General features: G+C 66.4%; 13 protein-coding genes. 5 read left to right on the top strand and 8 right to left on the bottom strand.

Going from position 1 to position 17,435, the window contains the following annotated elements:
• Positions 1–51 precede the first annotated feature (51 nt).
• Both ACOZHM_RS11770 and ACOZHM_RS11765 read right to left on the bottom strand, forming a co-directional pair.
• Complete coding sequence (locus ACOZHM_RS11770; RefSeq protein ID WP_421569440.1) at positions 52–666, bottom strand: ferritin-like domain-containing protein; 615 nt, start codon at positions 664–666, stop codon at positions 52–54.
• Between the two features lie 30 nt (positions 667–696).
• Positions 697–1,179, bottom strand: a complete 483-nt coding sequence (locus ACOZHM_RS11765) for a peroxiredoxin (RefSeq protein WP_421569439.1) — start codon at positions 1,177–1,179, stop codon at positions 697–699.
• 260 nt (positions 1,180–1,439) lie between these two features.
• Here ACOZHM_RS11765 and ACOZHM_RS11760 point away from each other — a divergent pair, with 260 nt between their 5' ends.
• Positions 1,440–2,339 carry a DnaJ C-terminal domain-containing protein gene (locus ACOZHM_RS11760; RefSeq protein WP_421569438.1) on the top strand — a complete coding sequence of 300 codons (900 nt, stop codon included), beginning with the start codon at positions 1,440–1,442 and terminating at the stop codon, positions 2,337–2,339.
• A gap of 79 nt (positions 2,340–2,418) precedes the next feature.
• Here ACOZHM_RS11760 and pilH read toward each other — a convergent pair whose 3' ends face one another.
• Together pilH and ACOZHM_RS11750 are read right to left on the bottom strand one after the other, a co-directional pair.
• Positions 2,419–2,802 carry a twitching motility response regulator PilH gene (gene pilH, locus ACOZHM_RS11755; RefSeq protein WP_421569437.1) on the bottom strand — a complete coding sequence of 128 codons (384 nt, stop codon included), beginning with the start codon at positions 2,800–2,802 and terminating at the stop codon, positions 2,419–2,421.
• 89 nt (positions 2,803–2,891) lie between these two features.
• Positions 2,892–3,887, bottom strand: a complete 996-nt coding sequence (locus ACOZHM_RS11750; RefSeq protein ID WP_421569436.1) for a YhdH/YhfP family quinone oxidoreductase — start codon at positions 3,885–3,887, stop codon at positions 2,892–2,894.
• Between the two features lie 173 nt (positions 3,888–4,060).
• Here ACOZHM_RS11750 and hflK point away from each other — a divergent pair, with 173 nt between their 5' ends.
• The 4 genes from hflK to ACOZHM_RS11730 all read left to right on the top strand — a co-directional run bounded on the left by hflK (position 4,061) and on the right by ACOZHM_RS11730 (position 8,326).
• On the top strand, positions 4,061–5,188 hold the full coding sequence (gene hflK, locus ACOZHM_RS11745; protein WP_421569435.1) for an FtsH protease activity modulator HflK: 1,128 nt from the start codon (positions 4,061–4,063) through the stop codon (positions 5,186–5,188).
• A complete protein-coding gene (hflC, locus tag ACOZHM_RS11740) occupies positions 5,185–6,048 on the top strand; it encodes a protease modulator HflC (RefSeq protein ID WP_421569434.1) in 864 nt (287 codons plus the stop codon). The genes hflK and hflC overlap by 4 nt, the downstream gene beginning before the upstream one ends.
• 218 nt (positions 6,049–6,266) lie before the next feature.
• Positions 6,267–7,559, top strand: coding sequence for an adenylosuccinate synthase (locus tag ACOZHM_RS11735; RefSeq protein ID WP_421569433.1), 1,293 nt, complete (start codon positions 6,267–6,269; stop codon positions 7,557–7,559).
• Positions 7,560–7,678: 119 nt separating this feature from the next.
• Entirely contained in the window at positions 7,679–8,326 is a 648-nt protein-coding gene (locus ACOZHM_RS11730) for a transcriptional regulator (RefSeq protein ID WP_421569432.1), read from the top strand.
• Positions 8,327–8,440: 114 nt separating this feature from the next.
• Here the strand turns inward: ACOZHM_RS11730 and ACOZHM_RS11725 are convergent, their stop codons facing one another.
• The 4 genes from ACOZHM_RS11725 to ACOZHM_RS11710 form a co-directional block, all read right to left on the bottom strand.
• Positions 8,441–10,426: a CARDB domain-containing protein gene (locus ACOZHM_RS11725; RefSeq protein ID WP_421569431.1), complete on the bottom strand. Its 1,986-nt coding sequence runs from the start codon at positions 10,424–10,426 to the stop codon at positions 8,441–8,443.
• Between the two features lie 305 nt (positions 10,427–10,731).
• Positions 10,732–11,565, bottom strand: coding sequence for a hypothetical protein (locus ACOZHM_RS11720; RefSeq protein WP_421569430.1), 834 nt, complete (start codon positions 11,563–11,565; stop codon positions 10,732–10,734).
• Between the two features lie 11 nt (positions 11,566–11,576).
• Positions 11,577–12,116 (bottom strand): hypothetical protein, encoded by a 540-nt coding sequence (locus tag ACOZHM_RS11715; RefSeq protein WP_421569429.1) that lies wholly within the window; start codon positions 12,114–12,116, stop codon positions 11,577–11,579.
• Positions 12,117–12,241: 125 nt separating this feature from the next.
• A complete protein-coding gene (locus tag ACOZHM_RS11710) occupies positions 12,242–17,245 on the bottom strand; it encodes an autotransporter domain-containing protein (protein ID WP_421569428.1) in 5,004 nt (1,667 codons plus the stop codon).
• Positions 17,246–17,435 lie beyond the last annotated feature (190 nt).

Below are 17,435 nucleotides of genomic sequence, written 5' to 3'. Positions count from 1 at the left end.
GACGTGGCCGACCTTACCACCCCGCCATGGCAGGTGCATTGCCGGCGGCGACTACTCGCCTATCCAGCCCTCCAGCAAATCGGCGAACTCGTCGGCGTGCTCTTCTTCCTGTGCCAGGATCTCTTCCAGGATGCGCTTGGTGGTGGTGTCCTTGTCGCCGACGAAGTTGATCATCTCGCGGTAACTGTCGATCGCGATGCGCTCGGCAATGAGGTTCTCGCGGACCATGTCGCGCAGGTCCTTGCCTTCCTTGTACTCGGCATGCGAACGCTGGGTCAGCGTGGCGGGGTTGAGGTCGGGTTCGCCGCCCAGCTGCACGATGCGCTCGGCCAGCTTGCCGGCGTGCGCCTGTTCCTGCTGGGCATGTTCGAGGAACTCGCCCTTGACTGCGTCGGCCAGCATGCCCTTGGCCATGAAGTAGTGGCGGTAGTAACGCAACACGCACACGTACTCGGTGGCCAGCGCGTCGTTGAGCAGCTTGATCACCGCCTTGCGGTCGGCGGTGTAGGTGTCGGTGATCGCGCCGTCATCGATGTTCTTGCGCGCGCGTGCACGCAGGGTGGCGGTGTCGCTGATGCCGGGGGCTGTCGGCGCGGTGGGTGCCGCGGAGGGTGCCGTGGGCTTGGCTTGCTTGGCTTGCTTGGGTTGCTTGGCTGGCTTTGACATGGCTGGCCGGGTTCCTTTGTTGCGGTGGGATCAGCTGGGCAGGTGCTCCAGCACGTACTGCGCCGAAGAGACCTCGAACTTGCCGGGCTCTTCGATGAAGGTGGCACGCACCACGCCGTCGTCGACGTACAGCGCGAAGCGACGCGAACGCATGCCCATGCCCGAGCTGCTGGCGTCCATTTCCAGGCCAAGGGCGCGGGCGAAGTCGCCGTTGCCGTCCGACAGCAGCTGCAACCCGTCCGGCACCTGCTGGCTCTCGCCCCAGGCTTTCATCACGAAGGGGTCGTTCACGGCCATGCAGAACACGTCGATACCGCGGCGGCGGAAGTCGGCGAAGTGCTCCACATAGCCGGGCAGGTGGCGCGCCGAGCAGGTGGGGGTGAAGGCGCCGGGCACGGCGAACAGCACCGCCTTGCGGCCGTCGAACAGGGCATGGGTGTCCAGGGTCTCCATGCCTTCGCGGATGCGCTTGAGCGTGACTTCGGGAATGCGGTCGCCAATCTGGATGGTCATGGGAGCTCCTGGTTCACCGGCAGGGTAGTGAGCGGGGTGGAACGGCGGCGTCAAAACGTTGAAATCCCGGCGGGGATTCCCATCTAACCGCAGGATGGGGACGGACCGTTGGTCCGTACTGGGGCCACCGTAGCGCAGCGAAGTGGCCGCCGCGTTGCGCAGGATCAACCGCCCGATCACGGCGAAAGAGCTCCCAGCCGCTAGAATTGCGGGGATGGCCTCCGCCGGCGCGGGGGGCCGAACTTATTCGAGGTGTACGGATGGAATTCAAGGACTACTACGCCACGCTGGGCGTGGAACCCAGCGCGGGCGATGCTGAAATCAAGACCGCCTACCGCCGGCTGGCGCGCAAGTACCACCCCGACGTCAGCAAGGAGGCCGGCGCGGAGGAGAAGTTCAAGGCGGTCAATGAGGCCTACGAGGCCCTGCGTGACCCGCAGAAGCGGGCCGCTTACGACCAGCTCAAGGCCCAGGGCTACCGGCCGGGCGAAGAGTTCCATGCGCCGCCGAACTACGGCGGGGCGCAGGGCTTCGATTTCGAGGAGGTGTTCGGCGGCGGCGCCGGCGGTGGCGGCTTCAGCGATTTCTTCGAAAGCCTGTTCGCGCGGCAGCGCGGCGGCGCCGGGGCAGGGCGCGCCAGTGGTTTCGGCGGTGCCGGTGCCGGCCCCCAGCCGATCCGCGACACCCGCGCCAAGCTGTCGGTACCGCTGGAAGCGGCCTATGCGGGCGACAGCCTGCGCATCACCGTCAATGGCAAGCAGCTGGACGTGCGCGTGCCCAAGGGCATCCGCCCCGGCCAGGTGATCCGCCTGACCGGGCAGGGCACCAACGGCGGCAACCTGCTGCTGGAAGTGGAATATGCGGCCCACCCCCAGTTCGAGGTGGATGGCCGCAACATTCTGTACACGCTGGATGTCACCCCGTGGCAGGCCGCGCTGGGAACATCGATCAGCGTGCCGACCCTGGGCGGCGCGGTGGAACTGAAGGTGCCGGCCGGCTCCGATGCGGGGCGCAAGCTGCGCCTGCGCGGTCGCGGCCTGCCGGGCAACCCGGACGGCGACCAGATCGTGGAGATCGAGATCATTGCGCCGGTGCCGACCGACGAGGCGCAGAAGAAGGCTTACAAGGCGTTGGCCAAGGCGTTCGGCGAAAAAATTTGACGTAGCGCCGGGCTCTGCCCGGCGGAAGGCATGTTTTGCCGGGCAGAGCCCGTGTTTTGCCGGGCAGAGCCCGGCACTACTACGCGCCCGGCAGTTCCTTGCTGCTGAACACCCGCTCCAGCACCTCGGACAGTTCGTCTTCCGAGAACGGCTTGGTGATGTAGGCCTTGGCGCCCTGTCGCATGCCCCACATGCGGTCGGTGTCCTGGTCCTTGGTGGTCACCAGGATCACCGGAATGTGCTTCGTGGTGGCCTCGCGGGCCAGCGTGCGGGTTGCCTGGAAGCCGTTGAGCTCGGGCATCACCACATCCATCAGCACCAGATCGGGCAGCTCGGCCTTGGCCACTTCGACGCCGGCGGCGCCGTTTTCGGCGGTCAACGTCTCATGTCCCAGCTTCTCGACGATGCGCTTGATGCCCAGCTGCTGCGACGGTGAATCGTCGACGATCAGAATGCGTGCCATGTTGTTCCCCAAGTGATGCCCGCAGTGTAGTGCCGCGCCCGTGTCAGCGTGAAGCATCCCCCGCGCCGTCCGTCGCCCAGCTGCAACGCTCAGTCGATTCGGACCACCGTGCGGCCCAGCGAATCTCCCGCGAGCATGCCCTCGAACACCGTGGGCAGCCCGTCAAGGCCGATCTCGCGGGTGCAGATGGCGTCCAGGTGGCGCGGCATCCAGTCACCGCCCAGCTTCTCCCAGACCTGCTCGCGCAGGGCGCGCGGCGCGGACGACGACGACACGCCCAGCAGTGACACGCCACGGATGATGAAGGGCATCACCGTCATGTCCAGCGCCGGGCTGGCGGCCAGGCCGGCACTGACCACGCTGCCGTAGGGCACCGTCTGGGCCAGCAGGCTGGCCAGCATCGGACCGCCGGCGTTGTCCAGCCCGCCGCCGAAGCGCGCCGATTCCATCGGGCGGGCGGTGGCCAGCGCGTCGCGCGGCAACACCTCGTGGGCGCCCAGTTCGCGCAGGTAGGTGGCCTGCTCGGCCTTGCCGCTGATCGCATGCACCTCGAACCCGGCGCGGCTGAAGATATCCACGGCGAGTGAGCCCACCCCGCCGGTCGCACCGGTGACGGCCAGCGGGCCGTGTTCCGGGGTCAGGCGGTTGTCCACCATGCGCAGCAGCGCCAGGGCGGCGGTGAAGCCCGCCGTGCCCACGATCATCGCCTCGCGGGCACCCAGCCCGGCCGGCCGCGCGATCACCGCGCTCGATTCCAGCCGCACGAACTGGCTGTAACCGCCATCGCGTGTCTCGCTCAGCCCGCACCCGGTGGCCAGCACCGCGTCGCCTTCGCGCCAGGCCGGGTCGGTCGAGGCCACCACCGTGCCGGCCACGTCAATCCCGCCCACCAGCGGGAAGCGGCGCAGGATCCGCCCCTTGCCGGTGCCGGCAAGGGCGTCCTTGTAGTTCACCGATGACCATTCCGCACGGATCAGCACCTGGCCCGGGTTGAGCTGGTCCAGCCCGATCTGCTCCAGGCCGCTGCGGTGGCCCTGGTCGTCCTGGTGGATGCGGAACGCGGTAAACCGGTCGGGAAGGGCCATGGGGCTGCCTTTGGGATGGGGGCGTCCACCTTACCGCGCGGGTATGAATCGCGCCCTGTGACCTGTTGCCCCTTCCAATCCTGCCGATCCGCCCCATCTAGTAGAATCGGGCGGAATTCAACGGTTGACGGTGCGGGACTGGCCCGCAGGCAACCTTTACTGATGGAGCGTGCATGGCCTGGAACACACCCGGCGGCAACAAGGGCGGACAAGGCCCCGACGATAATCGACGGGGGCCGTTTGGTCCTCGCGGTGGTAGCGGCGGCGGCGGTTGGGGCGGATTGCCCGGACCGCTGAAGGACCTGTTCGATGGCGGCATCCTGCGTTGGGTGGCGGTGGCAGTCGTTCTGCTGCTGCTGTTCTCCAGCTTCCAGCTGATCGGCGAACAGCAACGCGGCGTAGTGCTGCGCTTCGGCCAGTTCTCGCGGATCCTGCAGCCGGGCCCGAATTTCAAGCTGCCCTGGCCGATCGAGTCGGTGACCAAGGTCAACGCGACCCAGATCAAGACCTTCAACAGCGAAGTGCCGGTGCTGACCCGCGACGAGAACATCGTGCGTGTGTCGCTCAACGTGCAGTACCGCATCGACGACCCGCGTCTGTACCTGTTCGGCTCGGTCGATGCCAACCAGGTGCTGGAGCAGTCCGCGCAGAGCGCCGTGCGTGAACAGGTCGGCCGTGCCGACCTCAACGCCGTGCTCAACAACCGCGGCCCGCTGGCCGTGGTCGCGCAGGAACGCCTGCAGGCTGCGCTCAAGGCCTATCGCACCGGCCTGGTCGTGACCGGCCTGACCCTGCCCGATGCCCGTCCGCCCGAAGAGGTCAAGCCGGCCTTCGACGAGGTCAACGGTGCCCAGCAGGTCAAGGAGCGCCTGATCAACGAAGCCCAGGCCTACGCGGCCAAGGTCGTGCCCGAAGCGCGTGGCCAGGCCTCGCGTGCCCGCACCACCGCCGAAGGCTTCAAGCAGGCGGCCGTGGCCCGCGCCCAGGGTGACGCCGAGCGTTTCAGCCTGCTGCAGGCCCAGTACAAGAACGCACCGGAAGTGACCCGCAAGCGCCTGTGGCTGGAAACCGTGGAGAGCGTGCTGAAGGAGAACCGCAAGGTCATCGGCGGCGATGGTCGTCAGCTGATCTACGTGCCGATGCCCGACAACCGCGCCGCCCCGGCGACCGGCAGTGCCACCCCGCTGGTGACTCCGGAAGTGATGATGCCGTCGCTGCCGGCCAGTACGCCGGTGGACGGCGTGCGCAACCCCGAGCGCCCGACCACGCGACCGACCGGTCGTGAAGGAGCCATCCGATGAAGAGTTCCCTGTGGATCGGCCTGGCCGTTGCCGCCCTGCTGGCCCTGCTGGGGTCGGTGTACGTGGTCCGTGAGGACCAGACCGCCATGGTGCTGAACCTGGGCAAGGTGGTCCGTGCCGACATCAAGCCGGGCCTGCACTTCAAGGTGCCGCTGGTGGAGTCGGTACGCGTGTTCGACCGTCGCTTCCAGGTGCTGTCCACCGCGCCGGCCCGTTACTTCACCGCCGAGCAGAAGGACGTCAGCGTCGACTTCTTCGCCATTGGCTACATCTCCGACGTGCGCGCGTACTACCGCGCCACCGGCGGCGATTCCAGCGTGGCCGATGCGCGCCTGGCACCGATCATCACCGACTCGCTGCGCAACCAGATCAACTCGCGTTCCCTGCAGCAGCTGGTCTCCGGCGACCGCAGCGAGCTGATTGCCGGCCAGCTGACCGGCATCAACGAGGCGGTCAAGGGCCTGGGCATGCAGATCATCGACCTGCGCATCAAGCAGATCGACCTGCCGACCGACAGCCAGGTGATCAACGACGTGTACGAGCGCATGCGCGCCCAGCGCAAGCAGGAAGCCGCCAAGCTGCGCGCCGAGGGTGAGGAGCAGTCGCTCACCATCCGTGCCCAGGCCGATCGCGAGAGCACCGTGATCGTGGCCGAGGCCGAGCGCGACGCCCAGCGCCTGCGTGGTGCCGGCGACGCCGAAGCCGCCCGGATCTACGGTGAGGCCGGTTCGGCCGACCCGTCGTTCTACTCGTTCTACCGCAGCTTGGAGGCCTACCGCAGCTCCATGACCGACGGCAACGGCGTGATCGTGCTGGACAAGAACGACCCGTTCCTGCAGTACCTCAAGAACGACCGCTGACCGGCGGTTGAATCCGCCACCCTACGGGGTGGCGGGCGACCCCGGAAACCCGGATAATGCACAAAAGCCGGACGGGCCTCCCCGTTCGGCTTTTTCCGTGTCTGGGCCTGCCTTCGCCGACCGCTCCCCGATTGGAGCCGTCACCCCCGCGAAGGCCGGTCCTGCTACGGTTTACCCGTCCGCGGCCCCGATGGCCGCAACAATTCGAGGAGCCCGTCATGGGTCAGTCTGTCGTAGTGCTTGGTGCCCAGTGGGGCGATGAAGGCAAGGGCAAGATCGTCGATCTGCTTACCGAGGAAATCGGTGCCGTAGTGCGTTTCCAGGGCGGCCACAATGCCGGCCACACGCTTGTCATCAATGGCAAGAAGACCGTGCTGCACCTCATTCCGTCCGGCATCCTGCGTGAAGACGCGCTGTGCCTGATCGGCAACGGCGTGGTGATCTCCCCGGCGGCCCTGCAGAAGGAAATCGCCGAGCTGGAAACCTCCGGCGTGGAAGTGCGTTCGCGCCTGAAAATCTCCCCGGCCGCGCCGCTGATCATGCCGTACCACATCGCCCTGGACCAGGCGCGCGAACGCGCTGCCGGCGGCAAGGCGATCGGCACCACCGGCCGTGGCATCGGCCCGGCGTATGAAGACAAGGTGGCGCGTCGCGGCATCCGCATCGCCGACCTGCACTACCCGAAGCAGTTGGAAGAACTCCTGCGCACCGCGCTGGATTACCACAACTTCGTGCTGACCAAGTACCTCAACACCGACGCGATCGACTTCCAGAAGACCTACGACGAAGCGCTGGCCTTCGGCGAATACGTCGAGCCGATGAAGTCCGACGTGGCCGGCATCCTGCACGACCTGCGCAAGCAGGGTAAGCGCGTGCTGTTCGAAGGCGCGCAGGGCGCGCTGCTGGACATCGACCACGGCACCTACCCGTACGTGACCAGCTCCAACACCACCGTCGGCGGCGCGCTGGCCGGTGCGGGCGTGGGCGCGGACGCGATCGACTACGTGCTGGGCATCGCCAAGGCCTACGCCACCCGCGTTGGCGGCGGCCCGTTCCCGACCGAACTGGACGACGAGATCGGCCAGGGCATCCGCGACCGTGGCGCCGAGTACGGCGCGTCGACCGGCCGTCCGCGTCGCTGCGGCTGGATGGACATCGTCGCGCTCAAGCGCGCCGTGGCCATCAACGGCATCAGCGGCCTGTGCATCACCAAGCTGGACGTGCTGGACGGCATGGAAAAGCTGAAGGTCTGCATCGCCTACGAATACCGTGGCAAGCGCACCGAATACGCGCCGCTGGACGCGCAGGGCTGGGAAGAGTGCACCCCGGTGTACCTGGAGTTCCCGGGCTGGAACGAAAACACCCACGGCATCACTGAATGGGACAAGCTGCCGGCCGCCGCCCGTGCTTACCTGCGCGCCCTGGAAGAGCTGGCCGGCTGCCCGGTCAGCATCGTCTCCACCGGCCCGGACCGCGATCACACCATGGTCCTGCAGGACCCGTTCGCCTAAACCAACGGTAGCGCCGGGCTCTGCCCGGCAAACCAGAAGCCCCGCGAAAGCGGGGCTTCTGCGTTTCGGCCCATCTATTGAACCTACCCATATTGGGCATTATCATGCCCAATATGGGTATGTCATCTGCCGCCACCGCCAGCACTACCGCTCCGTCAGGCAGCCGCCTGGCCGACGCGCTCTTCACCCAAACCCAGCAACGGGTATTGGGCCTGTTGTTTGGGCAACCCACCCGCGACTTCGCCGTATCAGAGCTGATTGCGGCCAGCGGTGGCGGTTCCGGCGCCATCCAGCGCGAGCTCGCCAAGCTCATCGGTGCGGGGCTGCTCACGGTCCGCCCATCGGCCAACCAGCGGCGCTATCAAGCCAACCCCGATGCACCGGTCCACGACGAACTCGTGTCCATCTTCCGTAAAACCATCGGACTGGCCGGCCCACTTCAAGACGCGCTGCAGCCTGTTGCCGAGCAGATCGCATTCGCCTTCGTCTACGGCTCAGTGGCCAAGCGCACCGACACCGCGAGCAGCGACATCGACCTGATGATCGTGTCCGACACGTTGGGCTACGCCGATGTGATGCAGCGTCTGGACGCACCGCAGCAAGTGCTGGGACGGCCCATCAACCCCACGCTCTATACACGCGATGAATTCAATGCGCGCATTCACGATGAAAGTTCCTTCTTGATGCGTGTGCTGGCGCAGCCGAAGATCTGGGTGATCGGAGGCGAACATGAACTCAACGCTGCACAACCTGTTCGCTCCAGGTAAATCACTCAGCGTCGAACCGCCTGGCCGGTCGGCTATGGTTCTCTCACTGTCGCCAACGCTGCCCGCAATGATGGACGACAACAGCCCGCGTTCGCGGGCTGTTGTCGTGGAACATCAGTCGACTTGGATCTTCAGCTCATGCGTGTTGTTGTCTTCGCGCGACTCAGCAAGTGTGTTCTGGTCGTCCACCGTAAGCTCCAGAACATGCAATCCTGGAGTGGCGCGCCAAGCATTACTGTAGGTGGTGAGCACGGCGCGCGTGCCTGGAGCCAAGTTCATGTTCTGTAGCCCTCCCCATACGCATCCCTGACTGAAGCATTGGCCGCCCTCGGTTGCCAGCAAGCCCACCCATGAAGCACCGGCTGTTACGGAACTTCTGTTCTCAACGGTAGCCACGAACGACGTCGCGTCGCCTGCACGGGGCCGCGCAGGCTGTGTATATGCCTCGACGATATGCAGGTCTGGCTTGTCCGAAACGTCGATCACCCGCAGCAGCTGGTTGTTGCCTTCATCTGACTCGGCAACCTGATTGGAGTCATCCACGATCGCGTTGATGCTCTGAGGCCCGGCTACGGCAGGCCATGTTGGACCTGCTGCCGGAAGCCAGATCGACTCTCCTGGCGCCAACGCAGTGGTCAGTCCGCTCCAAGGGCAGCCCGTTTGTGGGCAGGTGCCATTGATCGTATACACCGCGCCAAGCCAACCCACTGGCGCGGTCATTGACCCCCGATTGGTCACTGCAACGCGGAAGCCGACGCTATCTCCAGGCTTGAAGCTCTGCGGTACGCTTTCAATCACGTAAGGCTTCAGGTCGGGCTTGTTGCCGACCAGAATTTCGCGCGTTCGCTCGTTGTTTCCTTCATTGGATTCCTTGATCCGGTCCGCATCGTCCACGAATGCCGTAATGGTGTGAAGGCCGGCAGTAGGCACCCAGCTCGGTCCCTGACCCAGATCAATCGTGGCTTCTTGTCCTGGCGACAAGCTCGTTGAAACGATCGCCCACTGGCAGCCGCCAGTAAAACAGCGTCCATTCTCATGAACGAGAACGCTGTGATAGCCCATCGGCGAAGTCGCATTGCCGGTGTTCTTGATCACCGCGCGGAAGCGCACGGATTGGCCCGGCAGGAATTGGGCGGGTACCGTCTCTACGCGCATGACCTGTAGGTCCGGCTGGTGAGTCAGGTCATCTACGACCGAATTAAGAATGTCGGGGCAGTTGTGTCCATCAAATGCGAAGTCCGGCCGGTTTCCTGGCCAGTAGGCGAAGTAGGCGCTTCCCATGTTCTGAGGCCGATCGGAACCATAGACGCTCTGGAGCGCGGACTCCATGGTGGGCCTGAAGCTGGAGCGAAGGGCAGGGTCGCGGCAGGTGTCAGCAAAGGCGGGGAGCACCGGCACCATGCCGGTGTGCAGCAGTCCATGCTGCTGCCACTTCCGGTAGTAATTGATCTGGCTCTGCAGATCGTAGGCATACTGATCCACGAACACGACATCCTGCGCACCCGGGCTCATGCCGTACTGGATTTGCGCATCGTCCAGGTTCCACATCGTGTTCGCGATGATGACCGGTCGCGCCACCTTATCCGGATCGGCTTGGCGGATTCGCTGGTAGACCAGCTCCTGATACCGCTTGCATATTCCTCGATTCACTGAGAGCTTGGGTAGCGCAGGCTCGTCGAAGGTGTAGTAGCCAACCACAATGTCCGCGTTCTGGAGCGCGACACTCGCGAGCTCGTCGAGCTTCGATTCAAGCGTGCTGGGCAGGCGTTCGCTCCCTGGGGTGCACGCGGCGGCTTCGCCGCCACTCCAAGCGTCATAGATGGGGCCGTTGTACATCAGCACCACCTTGAACTGCGACAGCAGCGGATCTTGGCGGACCGCGGCAAGGTCAGAATCTGTGCCCGACACGGGAATGACGTTGATTCCCGACTTGCGCAGCAGGGCCAACTGCTCCCGCACCAAAGGATCGGTCTTGCCGATCACTTCGGCGGTGTATAGAAACTTCATATTGGTACCGCTGTAGCCGTCCTCGGCCACAGCGGCGTGGGGGGCAACGAGTCCAGCGAGGAGCAGAAGCGGGAGTGTCAATTGCTTTTTCATGATCGTCCTTGTGACGGAACGTTTTCCAGAGTATTGCCCGGCAAGCCATGGGCAAGCGGCGCTCAAGATTAGCTTCCACGGCTCCATGGAGGAACTGAATCTGGCTAAATCGGCACGCTACCGCTCAAGGCGGGTTGGCCGGTCGCGTAGCGAAAACCAGGCCCTCGGCAACGCTAGGTAGTACCCGAATCCGTGGTCGGTAGCGCGACAGCTGCGGCCCAGGAAATGCCTGCAGCAGCTGGCCGGTGTCGCCGCAGGTGAAAACGCACAGCACCTGCGACACTACGCGCTTCATGCGGTGTCGCTCAAAGTCCGGAAAGCGCACCGGCGACATCATCCTCATCCTCGACGCGGCGAATGCGGCCGTTCTCGATCTTCCAGATCGCGTCTTCGCCGGTGCCCACGAACATCGGCGTGCGTGCCCACAGGCTCCAGTACACATGCACCTCGGTGGGCGTGGGATCCAGCAGATGCGTGACCATCATGCCCACCAGTTCGGTGCGTTGTGCAGGCGGCGCGCGGTCCAGCTGGATACAACTGCGGGTGAAACCACGGCTGGCGGTGATCTTTCCGTCGGCGATGTCCACGCGATGGCTGCCGCCCAGTGGCACCACGTTGGGCAGGGTGGTGCCCGGCAGCAGGTACACGGCCCAGCGGTCGTCGCCTTCGGGCAGCACCACGCTGTTGTAGTTCTTGGCGCATTGCATGACCTGCGTGGTCATCGCCAGCGCTCGGGCGGCGGCGGCACCTGCTTCGTAGGCGCTCAGTGGCGCCGGTTCGGCCAGCACCTCCACCTTTCCGATGAGCGTGCCGTCGGGCGTCATCTCGGCGCGGTACAACACTGCCGGCGTCGCATCGATGTAGCTCACCCGGAAGCGCCCGTCATGTTCTTCGGTGATCCAGCCGCGCACCCGCTTGTCTTTGCGGAACGCACGATGCTGCGCGGCGATGGCATCGGTTGCGCGTTCGGCGGCCAGGTCGTGCAGGAAGATCGCCTGGCCCAGCCGCTCGGCGCGCGATAGCGCGGCGGCGGTGTCGGCCGCGCTCAATGGCGGCGGTGGAGCCGGGGCGGTGTCATCCGCGTGCGCGGTGGAGCAGGCCAGCAACAGGGTCGCGAGCAGCAGGCAACGAGCAGACATGGACGCTCCGGTCAGCGCATTTCGAAGGATGACTGCAAGGGCAGGGTGACGTTGCGGTTGTTGTCCCGCACCGTGATGGCGACCTTCCAGGTTCCCTTGGGATCGCCGGCTTCGGCCGTGAACTTCACGCCGATCGAGGTCAGGTACACCAGCCGCGGATCCATTTCCAGTGGCGTGACGAAGCAGGGCAGGTCGTGCTCGTCGCCGCTCAGGCTGCCGTCCGGCCGGGTAAGCCGCACGTCGCAGCGCACATTGGTCATGCCTTTGTCGTCGAGCTTGGGATTGACGACGAAGGAGAGGATGTACAGGTCGCCCCCCTCCTTGACCTCGGTGGCAGGTTCAAACTGCGGCGCCACATCCGGCGGCGTTTCCCACTTCTGCTGCCAGTTCGGATCGGCGGTAATCAGGATCGACGCGGAAAAATCGCCCACGGTCTGCGTGGACAACGTGTCCGGCAGGAGGTTGCCCTGCGCATCACGAGCACCCGGCTGGGCCAGGGCGGTCAATGGCATCAACATGGCCAGCAAGGCCAGCGCGCGTACGGATTTCATTCGATATGGCTCCCCTGACCGCATCCTGCGGTGATGGCCGAGTATCGCCGATTCACCGCACAGGCCGTCAAGACGATACCCGCGTGGCGGCGCCGGGGATTCCGGCACCGCCCCTTGGCAGCGGCCTATCGGGCCGCCGCTGCCGCTCCCTGCTGGACGCAGGTGCGGCGGTTGCCGGTGCAGCGCGGGCTTTCCGCACGGTCAGCCGTCGCGCCGCCCATGCCGGCAGCGGACTTTCCTGCGCCGCCGTAGGTCAGGCGCAGCCCGACGCTGCTGGCGCTGCTGGAACCACGGGTCTGCTCATGGCCGAACAGCACCGACAGCAACCAGCCGCGTTGCAGGCGCACGTCCATGCCTGCGCCGATCGACAGCGCGTGATCGTTGTAGCTGCGCATGTCCAGGCGGTAGTCATCGGCGCGCGGTGCGGTCACGTAGTTCAGGTAGGCCTGGCCCTTGTCGTCGATCGCCTCGCGGTATTCCAGGTTCCAGAACGGGCGCACGCGGCTGTTGGCATCGGCCGGCAGGAAGCTGCCTTCCAGGCCCAGCGCAACGGCGCTGTTTTCCACCTGCTGGCGGCGGTACACCAGGTCGTAGCTGTCCAGTCCGGTTTCCTGGTACGCGTCCAGCGTGGTGCGGCTGGCTTCAATGCGGCCGTAGCCGGTCAGCACGATGCCCTCACCGCGGTGTTCGTACCCGAACGACACCGAGCCGAACCACTGGTCGCCATCGCGGCTGCCACGCCCGAAGGCGGCAACGTCCTGGCTCCAGCGGCGCGTGGTGAAGTCCAGCGCGCCGGTGGCGATCACACCGTCCACGAACACATGCTCGCCGGCGCGCCACAGGCCGTAGGCGGCCAACGAACGCTGGCGCGCCTGCACGCGGGAATCGCCGGCGTCCATGTCGCTGTCGTTGCGTGCCACGCTGCCGGCCACGCCGAGCAGCAGCTGTTCGCCCAGTGCATGGTCCACACCGACCGTGAGGCCGTCGGAATCGAAGTCATAGCTGCTGCGGCGGTCTCCCTTGCCGAAGCTGGCGGTACCGGCGGCCCACATGCCCCAGCCGGCCGGCAGAGCAGGCGTGCCGGTGGCCGAGAGCGGTACCGTCATGCCCTGGCGGCGCTCGTCACCGGCGTAGTTCAACGCCAGCTGGTTGCTGGAGGCGTTGCCACCACTGCGCACCTGGCGCAGGCGGTCGCGGATGTTGCCCTGCTGGGCACTGGGGAAACGCACGCTGGCGTCCACCTGTGCCTGCAGGCCGGCCACCACGCCCGGGTCGCGGGTCGGGTCGGGGCGTGCGGTGACGCTCAGCTGCAGCTGCGCGCTGGCGGTGGTGAAGCTGCCGGCCGCGGCCTGGGTCACGGTGATGACCGTGCTGCCTTCGCCCACCAGCGTCACGGTGCGGCCCTGCACGCTGGCCACGGCGGTGTTGCTGCTGCTGTAGCTGAAGGCGCCTTGGCTCGGGCTGCGCGGATCGACCAGCTCGAAGGAGGCCTCACCCAGCATCTTGTTCAGCGCCTGCACCCATTCCAGCGTCGGCACGGCCGCGCTGATATCCACGTCGTAGCTCTGCGCGGTCGCAGCCAGGTACTGCGCGTTGCCCTGCTGGGTGGCGCTGAGCGTGCAACGCCCGGAGGCGAGCATGCTCACGGTGCCGCCCTGCACGCTGCACACGGTGGGCGTGGTGGTGCTGAACACCACCGGGTTGCCCGACGCGCCGCCGCTTGCGCTGACCGCGAACTGGCCGCCCACGCTGTATACCGGCGCGGCCGGGTTGGCGGCAAAGCCGGTGATCTGCTGCTCGCCGGCGGCGACCACCAGTTCATAGGTGGCGGTGGCGGTGTAGCCGTTGGCGTCCTTTACTTCGACGACAAAACCGTACGTGCCCGTCGCCGTCGGCGTGCCGCTCAGGGTGCCGGTCGTGTCCAGCGTCACGCCCGCCGGCAGCGCACCCGACGCCAGGCGGAACGCATAGGGCGCCGCGCCACCGGTCACCTGCAGCGGCTGGTTGTACTGCGCGGCGTTGATCGTCTGCGGCAGGGCCGCCAGCGCGAATGCGATCTGCGGCGCGGCCACCTGCAGCGTGTACGGGCGCAGCACGGTGTATGGGCCGTCGCCGGTGCTGCTGTCGGTGATGCTGATGGTGAAGGTGTAGGTGCCGGCCGTGGTCGGCGCGCCACTCAGTTCGCCGCTGGTGCTCAGTGCCATGCCGGCCGGCAGCGTGCCCACCACCGCGTAGGTGTAAGGGGCGGCGCCGCCGCTGACGGACAACGGCTGCGTATAGGCCGCACCGGCAGTGGCCGGCGGCGGGGTGCCCGCATCCAGCGACAGGTTCGGCGGTGACACGGTCAGGCTCACCGTGGCGGGCGCGGACGTCAGGTTGCCATCGGTGACCTGGTAGACGAACTGGTCCGGGCCGCCATAGCCCGCCAGGGGCGCATAGCGGGCCTGCAGGCCATTGAACGTGAGCGTGCCGTGGCTCGGCGCAGTGACCACAATGACCTGGGTCGGCAGGCCGCTGTAGTCCAGAGGGATCACGGTCGCCGTGCCGTAGGCCAGCGTGGTGCTGGACGGGCGCGTCTCCAGCGCATCGGCGGCGACGGCCGCGTTGGAGGGGGCCGAAGGCGCGCTGCTGCCGGCCGCGTTGATGGCCACCACGGTAAAGGTGTACGACTGACCCGTGGTCAGCCCGGTGACCGCCACCGGACTGCCGTTGCCGCTGGCGACAATGTTGCCCGGGGACGAGGTGACCTGGTACTGGGTGATCGCCGAGCCGCCGTTGCTGGCCGGCACACTGAACTCCACGCGGATCTCACCCGTGCCCGAGGGGGTAGCGGTGACCCGGGTCGGCGCGCCCGCAGCCACCGCATCGACGGTGAACTGCTGGCCGACCTGTGCGGCGGGCAGGAAACGGCTGTCGCCGGCCTGGTCGGCCTGGATGATGCAGCTGCCCGCGCTGGTGAAGGTGAGTACCCCCACGCTGCTGACGCGGCACACCGCCGGTGTGTCCGTCGAGAACGTGGGGGCAAGCCCAGAGCTGCTGCTGGCCGACAGCGTCGGGCTGGTGCCGAAGGTCTGCGTGCCCGGGTTGTTGAAGGTAATCGTCTGCGGGCTGGCGGGGGTGACCGCATTGCTGGCCGACGATGCATCGCCGGTACCGGCGCTGTTGGTCGCGGTCACCGTGAACGTGTACTGCACGCCATTGGTCAGCCCGTTTACCTGCAGCGAGCTGCTGTTGCCGCTGGCAGTCTGGCCGCCCGGACTGGCGGTAGCGGTGTAGGTGGTGATCGTCGCGCCGCCGTTGCTTGCGGGCGCAGTGAAGCCCACCACGGCGTGGGTATCGCCAGCGGTGGCGCTGCCGATCGTCGGCGCGCCTGGCGCCACGGCGTTCACCGTAAACGTCTGGCTGACCGACCCGGCCGGTTCGACCGAGGCGTTGCCCGCCTGGTTCGCCACGATCACGCAGGAGCCTGCGCGCACGAAGGTCAGGGCGCCGCCGCTGGTGATGGTGCACACCGCCGTCGCGTTGCTGCTGAAGGTGACCGCCAGGCCCGAGCTGGCCGTGGCCGACAGGATGGGCGGGGTGTCGAAATCCTGCGCGCCCGGATTATCGAACGTGATGGACTGGGACGCGCGCGGCGTCGCCGGCGCAGATGATGCGGAGGGCGGGCTGGTGCCGACTGTGTTGGTTGCGGTCGCCGTGAACGTGTACGTGGTGCCGTTGGTCAGCCCCGTGAAGGTCATCGGGCTGCCGGCGCCGTTCAAGGTGGCACCGCCCGGCGACGCGGTGAGCGTGTAGCCGGTGATCGGCGAGCCGCCGTCACTGGCCGGCGCCGAGAAGGTCACCTCCACCTGGCCGGCACTGGGCGCGACACCGGTGATGGTCGGCGCACCCGGTGCAACGGGAATCAACACGGTGTGCGTCGTGCCCGCGGTGAAACCCGGGGTGGAATTGCTGCCCGCGTCCACGATGTCATTGAACGACTTGAGGTCCACCCTGAGCGTGCCCGAGCCGGTGATGCTGGCCACGTTTACGGTGTATGTGGTGCCGGAGCCGCTGACGGAGGACAGGACGCCCGTTGCATTGCCGCTCGTAGTGATCAGCAGGAAGTCGTCGACGGTCACGTTGGTGACGGCTTCGCTGAACGTCACCGTGAAATCCACGTCGGTCGCCGCAGCGGCCGGACTGTTGGCCGGAGCAATGCTGACCACCGTGGCGGCGACGTTGTCCACCACGTTGAGCACGAAGCTCTGCTCGAAGGTGCCGCCGTCATCATCGGTAGTGCGCACGCGCACGCTGTAGTTGCCGGCCGGCAGCGATGCGGCGTTGTTGGCGCGCAGCACATTGCCGGCGATGTTGAAGGAGGCGTTGTTGGTGGAGCCCGTGCCCGCAGCAAGGGAATAGGTGAAGGTGCTGGCCGGGTCCGCGTCGGTGCTGGAGAGCGTGCCGACCGCTGCATTCGCGCCGCCGCTGTGCATCACGCTGGTGTTGCTCAGATTGATGGCGGTGGGCGGGCTGTTGGTGAACGTCACGTCCAGGTTGTTGATCGCGTGCCAGGATGTTGCGCCATTGGCACCGCCGCCGCTGATCACCACGCGCACATCGTCTACCTGATCGAATGCGGCAGGCAATGAAATCTGCATCGGAACCAAGGAGTTGGCTGGCCACACGAACGTGTAGCTCGCGCCGGACACGGCGCTGCCTGCGCGATAGCCCCGGATGCGGATGTTCGCGTCGCTGGTTTCGCCCCAGTTGTAATACAGCAGGGATTTCAGGGCGAACACGCGGGCATTGGACGACTTTATCGCCATGCCGTAGTAGCCATTGCCATCTTCGTGAGTCACCGCCTTCAGCGATGGGTCACCGGTGGCAAAGAACGTCGCGTCATCGTGCAGTGCCAAGGTGCCAACCGCACCGCCGCTGTCGCTGGCCACGTTCATCAACTGCAAGGTGATGCCGGGAATATCGGCCGAACCGGCCTGGCCATCCTGCAGGATCGGCGTCGCTGGCAGCCCGGACTGGCTGAAGCTGACCACGGCGGCGAGCGCCGACAACGGCGCTGCAATGCCTGCAAGCAGCGACAACGTAAGCACCACCCGCAGGAGCGGGCGGAAGAGGCGTAGTGCGGACATGTGTTCCCCCTGGATCGGACCGTGAACAACGTCCACGGACGTGCATGCGCTGGCATGCGTGCGGCCGCGGACTTCCTGGTGACAAAAGCTTGACGTTCGGCCGGCAGACCCGACCAGTATTACGGCACTACGGTGCTGCAATGGCGTGCTGGGCACGCGTTCCCCGCCTGAAGGCCAATTACGGCAGCCT

This window comes from Stenotrophomonas sp. PD6, from assembly GCF_049199305.1.
GTDB lineage: Bacteria > Pseudomonadota > Gammaproteobacteria > Xanthomonadales > Xanthomonadaceae > Stenotrophomonas.
Note: the sequence above shows the minus strand (reverse complement) of the source record. Positions and strands in the feature narration are given on the sequence as shown.

What these genes read in the sequence shown, in the direction of transcription:
- ACOZHM_RS11710 (WP_421569428.1), bottom strand. Translation starts at nt 17,245, where the DNA reads ATGTCCGCACTACGCCTCTTCCGCCCGCTCCTGCGGGTGGTGCTTACG.
- ACOZHM_RS11735 (WP_421569433.1), top strand. Translation starts at nt 6,267, where the DNA reads ATGGGTCAGTCTGTCGTAGTGCTTGGTGCCCAGTGGGGCGATGAAGGC.
- hflC (WP_421569434.1), top strand. Translation starts at nt 5,185, where the DNA reads ATGAAGAGTTCCCTGTGGATCGGCCTGGCCGTTGCCGCCCTGCTGGCC.
- hflK (WP_421569435.1), top strand. Translation starts at nt 4,061, where the DNA reads ATGGCCTGGAACACACCCGGCGGCAACAAGGGCGGACAAGGCCCCGAC.
- ACOZHM_RS11760 (WP_421569438.1), top strand. Translation starts at nt 1,440, where the DNA reads ATGGAATTCAAGGACTACTACGCCACGCTGGGCGTGGAACCCAGCGCG.
- pilH (WP_421569437.1), bottom strand. Translation starts at nt 2,802, where the DNA reads ATGGCACGCATTCTGATCGTCGACGATTCACCGTCGCAGCAGCTGGGC.
- ACOZHM_RS11765 (WP_421569439.1), bottom strand. Translation starts at nt 1,179, where the DNA reads ATGACCATCCAGATTGGCGACCGCATTCCCGAAGTCACGCTCAAGCGC.
- ACOZHM_RS11715 (WP_421569429.1), bottom strand. Translation starts at nt 12,116, where the DNA reads ATGAAATCCGTACGCGCGCTGGCCTTGCTGGCCATGTTGATGCCATTG.
- ACOZHM_RS11730 (WP_421569432.1), top strand. Translation starts at nt 7,679, where the DNA reads ATGTCATCTGCCGCCACCGCCAGCACTACCGCTCCGTCAGGCAGCCGC.
- ACOZHM_RS11770 (WP_421569440.1), bottom strand. Translation starts at nt 666, where the DNA reads ATGTCAAAGCCAGCCAAGCAACCCAAGCAAGCCAAGCAAGCCAAGCCC.
- ACOZHM_RS11720 (WP_421569430.1), bottom strand. Translation starts at nt 11,565, where the DNA reads ATGTCTGCTCGTTGCCTGCTGCTCGCGACCCTGTTGCTGGCCTGCTCC.
- ACOZHM_RS11750 (WP_421569436.1), bottom strand. Translation starts at nt 3,887, where the DNA reads ATGGCCCTTCCCGACCGGTTTACCGCGTTCCGCATCCACCAGGACGAC.
- ACOZHM_RS11725 (WP_421569431.1), bottom strand. Translation starts at nt 10,426, where the DNA reads ATGAAAAAGCAATTGACACTCCCGCTTCTGCTCCTCGCTGGACTCGTT.